Annotated in this window: 9 protein-coding genes and 1 pseudogene; all 10 read left to right on the top strand. The window is 70.0% G+C overall.

Going from position 1 to position 8,413, the window contains the following annotated elements:
• Nucleotides 1-341: P-loop domain-containing protein (locus BCY76_RS19935; protein WP_272896833.1), on the top strand; the 341-nt coding region annotated here is incomplete at its 5' end.
• On the top strand, nt 338-964 hold the full coding sequence (locus BCY76_RS09850) for a P-loop domain-containing protein (RefSeq protein ID WP_272896832.1): 627 nt from the start codon (nt 338-340) through the stop codon (nt 962-964). The genes BCY76_RS19935 and BCY76_RS09850, both read left to right, overlap by 4 nt.
• A gap of 30 nt (nt 965-994) precedes the next feature.
• The gene (locus tag BCY76_RS19315; RefSeq protein ID WP_237090083.1) at nt 995-1,225 is read left to right on the top strand and encodes a hypothetical protein; all 231 of its coding nucleotides are present in this window, start codon (nt 995-997) and stop codon (nt 1,223-1,225) included.
• A gap of 149 nt (nt 1,226-1,374) precedes the next feature.
• Nucleotides 1,375-2,835, top strand: coding sequence for a DUF3375 domain-containing protein (locus tag BCY76_RS09845; protein WP_070159074.1), 1,461 nt, complete (start codon nt 1,375-1,377; stop codon nt 2,833-2,835).
• Nucleotides 2,832-3,593 (top strand): DUF4194 domain-containing protein, encoded by a 762-nt coding sequence (locus BCY76_RS09840; protein ID WP_070159075.1) that lies wholly within the window; start codon nt 2,832-2,834, stop codon nt 3,591-3,593. The genes BCY76_RS09845 and BCY76_RS09840 overlap by 4 nt, the downstream gene beginning before the upstream one ends.
• Nucleotides 3,590-4,762 carry an ATP-binding protein gene (locus tag BCY76_RS09835; protein ID WP_085437595.1) on the top strand — a complete coding sequence of 391 codons (1,173 nt, stop codon included), beginning with the start codon at nt 3,590-3,592 and terminating at the stop codon, nt 4,760-4,762. Before BCY76_RS09840 ends, BCY76_RS09835 begins: the two co-directional genes overlap by 4 nt.
• On the top strand, nt 4,705-5,949 hold the full coding sequence (locus BCY76_RS09830) for a hypothetical protein (RefSeq protein WP_085437594.1): 1,245 nt from the start codon (nt 4,705-4,707) through the stop codon (nt 5,947-5,949). Before BCY76_RS09835 ends, BCY76_RS09830 begins: the two co-directional genes overlap by 58 nt.
• Before the next feature lie 77 nt (nt 5,950-6,026).
• Nucleotides 6,027-6,953 carry an SbcC/MukB-like Walker B domain-containing protein gene (locus BCY76_RS09825; protein WP_070159077.1) on the top strand — a complete coding sequence of 309 codons (927 nt, stop codon included), beginning with the start codon at nt 6,027-6,029 and terminating at the stop codon, nt 6,951-6,953.
• Between the two features lie 28 nt (nt 6,954-6,981).
• Nucleotides 6,982-8,130, top strand: a complete 1,149-nt coding sequence (locus BCY76_RS09820) for a Wadjet anti-phage system protein JetD domain-containing protein (RefSeq protein ID WP_083277346.1) — start codon at nt 6,982-6,984, stop codon at nt 8,128-8,130.
• 78 nt (nt 8,131-8,208) lie between these two features.
• Nucleotides 8,209-8,391 (top strand): annotated as a pseudogene (locus BCY76_RS19930) (helix-turn-helix domain-containing protein); the annotation flags it as partial.
• Between the last annotated feature and the right edge of the window lie 22 nt (nt 8,392-8,413).

Raw genomic sequence — 8,413 nt, 5'->3', positions numbered from 1 at the left:
CGCTGCGACGCCACGTGACCCTGCACCGGGACCAGCAGCACCTGCGCGACCAGCTCGCCGGGGCCGGCTGGTGGCCTTCGTGGGCGACGTGGCGCCTGCTGCCCCGCCGGGCCGGAGACTCGGACCTGCCTCTGGACTCCTCGGCCGCCACGCCGTTCCGCTCTCCGGACTCCCTGCGCGTGAGCTTCGACCTGCCCAGCGGAGTCCAGGTCACGGGCATGGGGATCCCGGAGGGGATCACAGTGATCATCGGCGGCGGCTATCACGGGAAGTCCACCCTGCTGCGGGCGATCGAACGCGGCGTGCACCCGCATGTGGGCGCGACGGCCGCGAATGGGTGATCACCCGACCCGACGCCGTCGCCATCCGTGCCGAGGACGGCCGCGCGGTGACCGGTGTGGACATCTCCCCGTTCATCGGGGACCTGCCCTCCGGCACCGACACCCGCCGCTTCTCCACCACCAACGCCTCCGGCTCCACCTCCCAGGCCGCCTCCCTGGTGGAGGCCGTCCAGGCGCAGGCCGACGTGCTGCTGATCGACGAGGACACCTCGGCGACGAACTTCATGATCCGGGACGAGCGCATGCGCCAGCTCATCCCGGCCGACCGGGAGCCGATCACCCCGTTCGTGGAGCGCATCCGCCCCCTGCACACCGAACAGGGCGTCTCCACGGTCCTGGTGGCCGGCGGCTCCGGCGCCTTCTTCGACGTCGCCGACCACGTGATCGCCCTCGACTCCTATGTGCCGACCGACGTGACCGAGCAGGCGAAGGCACTGGCCGAGCCGACCTCGTCGGTCGGCAGCGGGGAAGGGGCCACGGAGACGCTGTTCGCGGCGGCCTCGCCACGAGTTCCCGAGCTCGGATCCCCGCGGAGCGACAGCGAACCGGGCGCGACGCGGCCGAGGCGGCCGCCCCAAGCCCGCGCGGGCGCGCGGCCGGGCGGTGATCCAGCAGGGCGGTAACGACGTCGACCTCTCGCGGTCTCCCAACTGATGGACCCCCTGCAGACGGCCGCCCTGGCCCACGCGCTGGATCGCGCCGCCGAACTGGCCGACGGACGACGCACGGTGGCCGAGATCGTCGAGGAGCTGCTGCACCGGATGGACGCCCAGGGCCTGGACGCCCTGTCCCCGCACCAGGGCCATCCGGGGGCGATGGCGCGGCCGCGGAGGCACGAGCTGCACGCCGCCCTGAACCGCCACCGGGGCCTGCGGCTGCGCTGAACCCCAGGCAGGCACCTCATCCAGGGGTCACAATCCCGTACATCTCCCGACACTGATGCGCTTCACGACGGCTGAGATGCACGCGAAAGTGACCTCTCAACAGAGACCCCAGGCGCCCGACGTCGGCGGCCCGCCCTACCATGGAACAGATGACTGCACTCCGGGCCGCCCTGACCACACGGCGCCTCGCCGACCACAGCACCGCCTGGGCACTGCTGCGCGCGGCGAACGCCCCGGTGGCCGTCACCGTGCTCGGGGCCCACCTCGCTGACCCGCGCCGGGAGATACCGTCCGCCGTCCTGATCGACGCGGTCGAGGCCGATCTCGACGAACTCCGCGCCCACGGCTTCGACCTGCCGCAGACCGCCCTGCAGTACTGCAAGGCGTGGCTGGAGGCCGGATTCCTCATCCGGCGGCCCACTGAGTCCCGGGAGGAGCTCTACTCCCTCTCGGACGGCGCACTCGCGGCCATCCGCTTCGTCCAGGAGCTCTCCGAGCCGCGCAGCTCCGTCACCGAGTCGCGGCTGACCACCATCGTGGAGCGCATCCGTCAGCTCAGCATCGAGACCGATCCGGATGTGAGCCGGCGCATCGAGATGCTCCGCGCCGAGCGCGACCGACTGGATGAGGAGATCTCTCGCCTCGCGTCCGGGGATGTCGAGATCCTGGAGACGGATCGCGCCGCAGAACAGGCCGGCGACGTCCTCGCCCTGGCCGCGGAGCTCCCGGAGGACTTCGCCCGCCTGCGGGCCTCGCTGGAAGCACTGAACTCCCGCCTGCGCAGGCAGCTCATCGACGAACCGCAGTCCCGCGGCTCCGTCCTGGACGACATCTTCCGGGGTGTGGACCTGCTGCAGGAGTCCGAGGCCGGCCGCTCCTTCGCGGCGTTCTACGCCCTCGTGCTCGACCCGGAACGCACCTCGGCGCTGGACGACGACATCGACGCGCTGCTGGAGCGTCCGTTCGCGCGAAGTCTGACTCCGGAGCAGCGCACGCAGCTGCGTCGGCTGCTGCCCGCCATGCAGGACTCCTCCAGCGAGATCCATCAGGTGATGACCTCGCTGTCCCGCAGCCTGCGGCGTTTCGTCCAGTCGGAAGAGCTGGCCGAGGAACGACAGGTCAACCAGCTGCTGCGTGCGGCCACCTCGGAGGCGCACACGCTCTTCGAGCAGGGCTGCCGCCCGTTCCGCGAGATCGGCTTCGTGCTGAACCTGACACGCGTCCCGGTGTCTTCCGTCTCCGCGCTGACTCTGCACGACCCGCAGGATGCGGCCGTCACGGAGGAGGTCGTCGAGTCCGAGGCTCCTCCGGTGGACGTGGCGGAGCTGCGACGCAGCGTCCGGGAGTCCGAGATCGACACAGCCGAGCTGATCGACGCCGTCAACGCCGTGCTGCGGGACCACGGCCCCTGCACCATCGCTGAGGTATTCTCCCACCGGCCCGCCAGCCAGGGCGTGGCCTCAGTCGTCGGCCTCCTCGACCTCGCTGAACGGCACGCCGTGATGGTCCCTGACCGGCATGAAGAGGTCCGCTGGGAGCCTGCCGACTCCGTGGCGGCTGCTCGCGCCGCCGTGCTGCCCGTCCACCTGTTCAAGGAGCCCCTGCGATGACTGAGACCGATCAGGACGCGCCGACGGCGGCACAGCTGTGGGACGGCGACACGGGCACGTTGCGCGCCGACTCCCGCCGGGCCCTGGCCGCGCTGATCGCCGGGCCTTATATCTCCGCTGAGCGCCAGTCGCAGAACTGGCGAGCCCTGCTGGCCGACACGGACGCCGTGCGTTCCAGGTTGGCAGACCTGTTCCTCGAGCTGGTGATCGACACCGAGCGCGGGGTCGCGTTCGTGCGCAATGCGGAGGCCGACGACGGCTCCGCGCCCCAGGTGGTGCGCACCCGATCGCTGACGCTGATGGACACCGCGATGCTGCTGCATCTGCGGCGAGAGCTGGTCAGCGCCCCCGCGGGCCAGCGGGTGATCGTCGGCCAGGAGGAGATCTTCGAGCAGCTCTCCGGGTACCGAGCGGCCACGTCCACCGACGCGGCCCTGTTCACCAAGCGCATCCGGTCCTCCTGGAAGACCATGAGGGACCTGGGGATCCTGCAGCGGACCCCAGCGACGGCCACCGAAGGTCGCTACGAAGTCTCACCGGTGCTGCGCCTGATCTTCGGCCCTGAGGAGATCAGCCAGCTCCGCGCGGTCTATGCCCGGATGGCCGAGGGCGGCATGTCTGAGGAGGGTGAGACGCTGGAGGAAGACAGCGACACCGCTGAAGGAACGACTGCTGAAGGGACGACCGCTCCAGACCCGGCGGCCGACGACCTGACGGACAAGGACCTGACGGACGAGAACCCGGAGGACACCCCATGACGCAGCACCCCGGCCAGTGGCGGCTGGAAGAACTCCAGCTGGTCAACTGGGGCACCTTCCACGGCCTGCACAGGATCCACGTTCCGCGGGGAGGGTTCATGCTGACCGGCCGGTCCGGATCCGGGAAGTCGTCGGTGGTCGATGCCATCACGGCCGTGCTGACTCCCACAGGGAAGGCCAGCTTCAACGCCGCGGCCGCTGACGGCTCCTCCCGCGGCTCGGACCGCAGCAAGCTCACCTACGTCCGGGGAGCGTATGCGCGCGGCGCTGACGAGGACACCGGGGAGGTCACCACACGCTATCTGCGCACCGGAGCCACCTGGAGCGGCATCCTGTTGCGCTATCGGAACGGTCTGGGCAGGACCTGCTCCCTGGTGAAGCTCTTCCATGCGCGCAGGACTGCGGCCCGGCCCGCCGACCTCTCCGAACTGCACGTGCTCGTCCATGAGGAGGTGCAGCTGGGCGACTTCGATCAGTTCATGACCCGCGGCATCTCGGAGCGCGCACTGAAGCAGGCGATGCCCAAGGCCTTCGTCCACAAGCAGCACAGCCGGTTCGCCGCACGGTTCACCCGGGAGCTCGGCATCGGGGGTGAACGTGCGGTGCTGCTGCTGCACAAGACCCAGTCCGCGAAGAACCTCGGCAGCCTGGACGACCTGTTCCGCGGCTTCATGTTGGACGAGCCGGAGACGTTCGCTCTGGCCGACCGAGCGGTGGAGCAGTTCGCCGAACTCTCTGAAGCCCATCATGCGGTCGTGACCGCTCGACGCCAGATCGAGCACCTCACGCCGCTGGAGCAGCAGTCCCGCCGCTACGACGACGCCGAGTCCGAGCTGGCCCAGATCGAACAGCTGAGCCTCTCCCGCGAGCTCTTCACCCGTCGGCGCAAGGTGCAGCTGCTGGAGGAGGCCCGCCATACCGCCGTCGCCGGCGCCGCGGCTGCCGCCGAGGAGCACGCACGGGCCGACTTGGCGCTGGAGTCCGCCGAGGAGCGCCGCGCAGCGCCCAGGGCGCCCTGGATGCCCGCGGCGGCGCCCAGCTGGAGGCGTTGGCCGCCAAGATCGTTTCCCGTCAGGAGCGGTTGCGGGACACCCAACTCCGTCAGGAGCGGGTGCGGACGCGGCTGGAGGCCGCCGGCCTGCAGTGCCCCCAGAGCCATGCGGAGCTGACCGCCATGCAGGACCTGGCCGGCCGCAGCCTCGCCGAGGACGATGCCACGCAGGACACTGCTGCACAACGGGTCAGCGAGCTCCACGAGGAACGGTCCCGCGCGGTGTTCCGGAAGCAGGAGCTGCAGGATGAGCTCCACGCGATGCGGGGCCGCCGCTCCAACATCGACCGCCGTCTGCTGCGCGCCCGGGAGACGGTGCTGCGCATCACCGACCTGCCGGAGAGCACTCTGCCCTATGCGGCCGAGCTGATGCAGGTCCGGCAGGAGCACTCCGAGTGGACAGGTGCGCTGGAGCGCGTGCTGCGCCCCTTGGCCACCGTCATGCTGGTCCCTGCCGCCCATGAGGACGCGGTCCGAGCCGCCGTCGACGCCGCCCACCTGGGCACGCGCCTCCGCTATCAGGTGGTGCCCGCCGCGGTGGAGCCGCCGCGTCCGGCTGCTGCGCCGTCGTCGCTGCTCCACCGTGTGGAGGTGGCGGAGGGGCGGTTCGCCCCCTGGCTGCACGCGGAGCTCTCCTCCCGCTTCGACTACGCCTGTGTCGACGCTCCGGAGGATCTGGCCGGGGTCACCCGCGGAGTCAGCCGTTCCGGGCAGGTCAAACGTGGCGCCCGCAGCTATGAGAAGGACGACCGCCGGGCGGTGGACGACCGGAGCAGCTGGATCCTCGGCTTCGACAACGAGCAGAAGGTGGAGCACTATCTCGGCCTCCTGCGTGAGGTCGAACAGCAGGTCTCCCGGGCGGAGGACGCCCTGGGCGCCGCCGAACGGGAGCGCTCCAGAGCCCAGCGACGTCGGGAGGCCCTCGAGGAGGTACGCGGACTCCAGTGGGCCGAACTGGACGTCGCCGCCCGCCGTCGCGAACTGCGCCAGGCCGAGCAGGAGCAGGCGACGCTGCTGACCGAGGACGGCGACCTCAAGGCCGCCCAGCACCGGCTGGACCGGGCCGAGCGCGAGATCCGTGACGCACGGGCGGCCTCCCAGTCGGCACTGAAGGCCCATATGCAGGCTCAGGCGCAGCTCGAGGGCATCGATGAGGAGCTGGCCCGGCTCTCCACGGAGCCTCAGCCGGAGATCTCCCCGGAGATCGCCGACCAGCTCGCTCAGGAGTTCGCCCGGGTCCGTTCGGAACGCCGGGTCACCCATCTGAGCATCGATGCTGAGTCGGCGAAGGTCGCCGACGCCTGAGCCGACGGGGCCGCGACTCTGCCGAAGCGCTGCGACAGGCCGCCTCACAGATCGAGAAGATCGCCTACTCCTTCCGTGTGGAATGGCCCGCGGAGGCCTCCGAGGCGACCGCCGACGTCGGAGGTCGCGGTGAGTATCTTCGGATCCTCGAGCGTCTCCGGGCGGATCGCCTCCCGGACTTCGAACAGCGGTTCTTCGACATGCTGCGTGAGCAGTCCCAGCAGAACGTGGGCCTGCTGGCCGAACGGATCCGCAGCGCACCCCGGGAGGTGAAGAACCGTGTGGCCCCCATCAACGACTCCCTGCGCCGCAGCCCGTTCTCTCCCGGCCGGCACCTCGAGATCCGGGTGGACCCGAGCCGCCCTGCCGTAGCCCAGGACTTCCTGAACGACCTGCAGTCCATCACGGCCGATGTGCTGGCTTTCGAGGACGACCGGGAGGAGGCCGAGCGACGCTTCCAAGTGCTGCATCGGGTGATGACGCAACTGGGCTCCTCGGAGGCTGCGGACCGCAGCTGGCGCACCCAGTGCCTCGACACCCGCCGGCACGTGAAGTTCCTGGGGTTGGAACGGGATGTCGACGGTGTCGTTGTGGACTGGCACGAATCCGGGCAGGGCCGCTCCGGCGGGCAGAAGCAGAAGCTGGTGGTCTTCTGCCTGGCGGCAGCCCTGCGCTACCAGCTGGCCCGGGAGTCCGAAGAGGTGCCCACCTACGGCTCCATCGTCATGGATGAGGCGTTCGACAAGTCCGATGTCACGTTCACCCGCATGGCGTTGGACATCTTCGCCGAGTTCGGGTTCCACATGATCCTGGCGACCCCCTTGAAGATGCTGCAGGTGCTGGAGGACTACGTGGGTGGCGTGGCGCTGGTGACCTGCCAGGACGGGCAGGACTCCCACGCCACGCCCGTCACCTGGGAGGAGGCTCGTCGGCACGACGGCGGGGCCGACCCGAAGGACGCCCCGGACACCTCGGCCGAGACGCTGTTCGAGGTCACCACATGAACGTCTCCCCTCGGCGAAAGACATCACGGTGATCGGGGTCGAGGCGGCGCGGAAGAAGACGGAGAACCGCTACCGACGACGATTCTCCCAGTGGGCCGTGGACGGGGAGACGGAGACTGCAGCTTCGTTGCCCCTGCACCCTCCCACCGAGGCGGTGGTGCTGCAGCGCGGGGAGGAGGTGCAGACCTGGGTGCGGGACTGGCGGGCCGCCGAGCGTGGCCTCAGCCGCGACGCGCGGCTCCACTGGGAGACCCGACGCTGGGCGAATGCCGGGACGAACCGGGTTCCGGTGCGCCTGGAGCTGCCGAGCCCCGACGACGTCGCCCACTTCGCGGGGCGCGGCGCCCACTGGGCAGCCGCCCGGGATCGTGCCGCCGAACTGTTGGACCTGTTGGGCGCAGGGTCCTCCCGGGACGCGGTACGGCGTCGGCTGGCCGAGGTCGCGGGCCTGGATCAGGACGAACACGGCAGACTCCGCGAGGTGCTGGCATGGTTGCTGGCACATCCGGACTCGGGCCTGTTCCCCCGTCAGATCCCGGTGCGGGGCGTCCACAGCAAGTGGCTCGAGTCCCACCGCAGACTCGTGCTGCCCCTGGCGTCCTCCGTGACGGGCCGGACGGATCTCGGCCTGCGGGGGCTGCCCCAGACACTCCGCATCCGAGTGCTGGACCCGGCTCTGGCACCGGCGGGACTGCGGGACCTCACCGTACCGGTGGAGGAGCTCTCGCGGTGGCAGACCGCTCCCCGCCGCGCCATCGTCGTCGAGAATCTGCAGACTCTGCTGGGCCTGCCGGAGATGGACGGGGTGATCGCAGTGCACAATCCTGGAAGCACCGGGGCGCCGCTGCTGGACCGGTTGCCGTGGTTGCACGCCGCTGACCTGATCTACTGGGGAGACCTCGACGTCGAGGGGCTCCGCATTCTGAGCCGGGTCCGGGGTCGGCTCCCCCACACCCGCTCGGTGCTGACCGACCGATCCACGCTCACCGCGAATCTGGACCTCACGGTCCCGGACCACCGGAACGCCCCGCGGGGTCTGCCGGAGCATCTCACCGGCGTCGAACGTGACCTCTTCAGCGCCCTCCATGAACTCGGCGACGTGCGCCTCGAGCAGGAACGCATCCCCTGGGATCACGCCGTGCAGGCGCTTCGGCGAGCGGCATCCGAGGAACCGTGAGCGGGTCCGGGAGCTTCAGCCGTTCAGGGGTCACTTTTCCACGCATCTTCCGAGGCTGACGCGCGGCGGGGTCTATCGGTGGTTGCACCGGCCTGTTCATCAGGAGCCGCAGTGGAGCCCACTGAACCTAGTCCTCGAGTCTTTCGTCATGGCGATGATGTCTTCGACAGAGTCATCGCTCTGCTCAAGCAGGGCATGAGCCTCCGTTGTGCGGCGGTTGCATGCGGGGTCTCACTTTCGACCGTGAAGCGTTGGGTACGGAAATCCCGTACTGGAGATCGGC

Source organism: Nesterenkonia sp. PF2B19 (genome assembly GCF_001758425.2).
Classification (GTDB): Bacteria; Actinomycetota; Actinomycetes; order Actinomycetales; family Micrococcaceae; genus Nesterenkonia; species Nesterenkonia aethiopica.
This window is presented reverse-complemented; position numbering and strand designations above follow the sequence as displayed.

What these genes read in the sequence shown, in the direction of transcription:
- BCY76_RS09840 (WP_070159075.1), top strand. Translation starts at nt 2,832, where the DNA reads ATGACTGAGACCGATCAGGACGCGCCGACGGCGGCACAGCTGTGGGAC.
- BCY76_RS19315 (WP_237090083.1), top strand. Translation starts at nt 995, where the DNA reads ATGGACCCCCTGCAGACGGCCGCCCTGGCCCACGCGCTGGATCGCGCC.
- BCY76_RS09835 (WP_085437595.1), top strand. Translation starts at nt 3,590, where the DNA reads ATGACGCAGCACCCCGGCCAGTGGCGGCTGGAAGAACTCCAGCTGGTC.
- BCY76_RS09845 (WP_070159074.1), top strand. Translation starts at nt 1,375, where the DNA reads ATGACTGCACTCCGGGCCGCCCTGACCACACGGCGCCTCGCCGACCAC.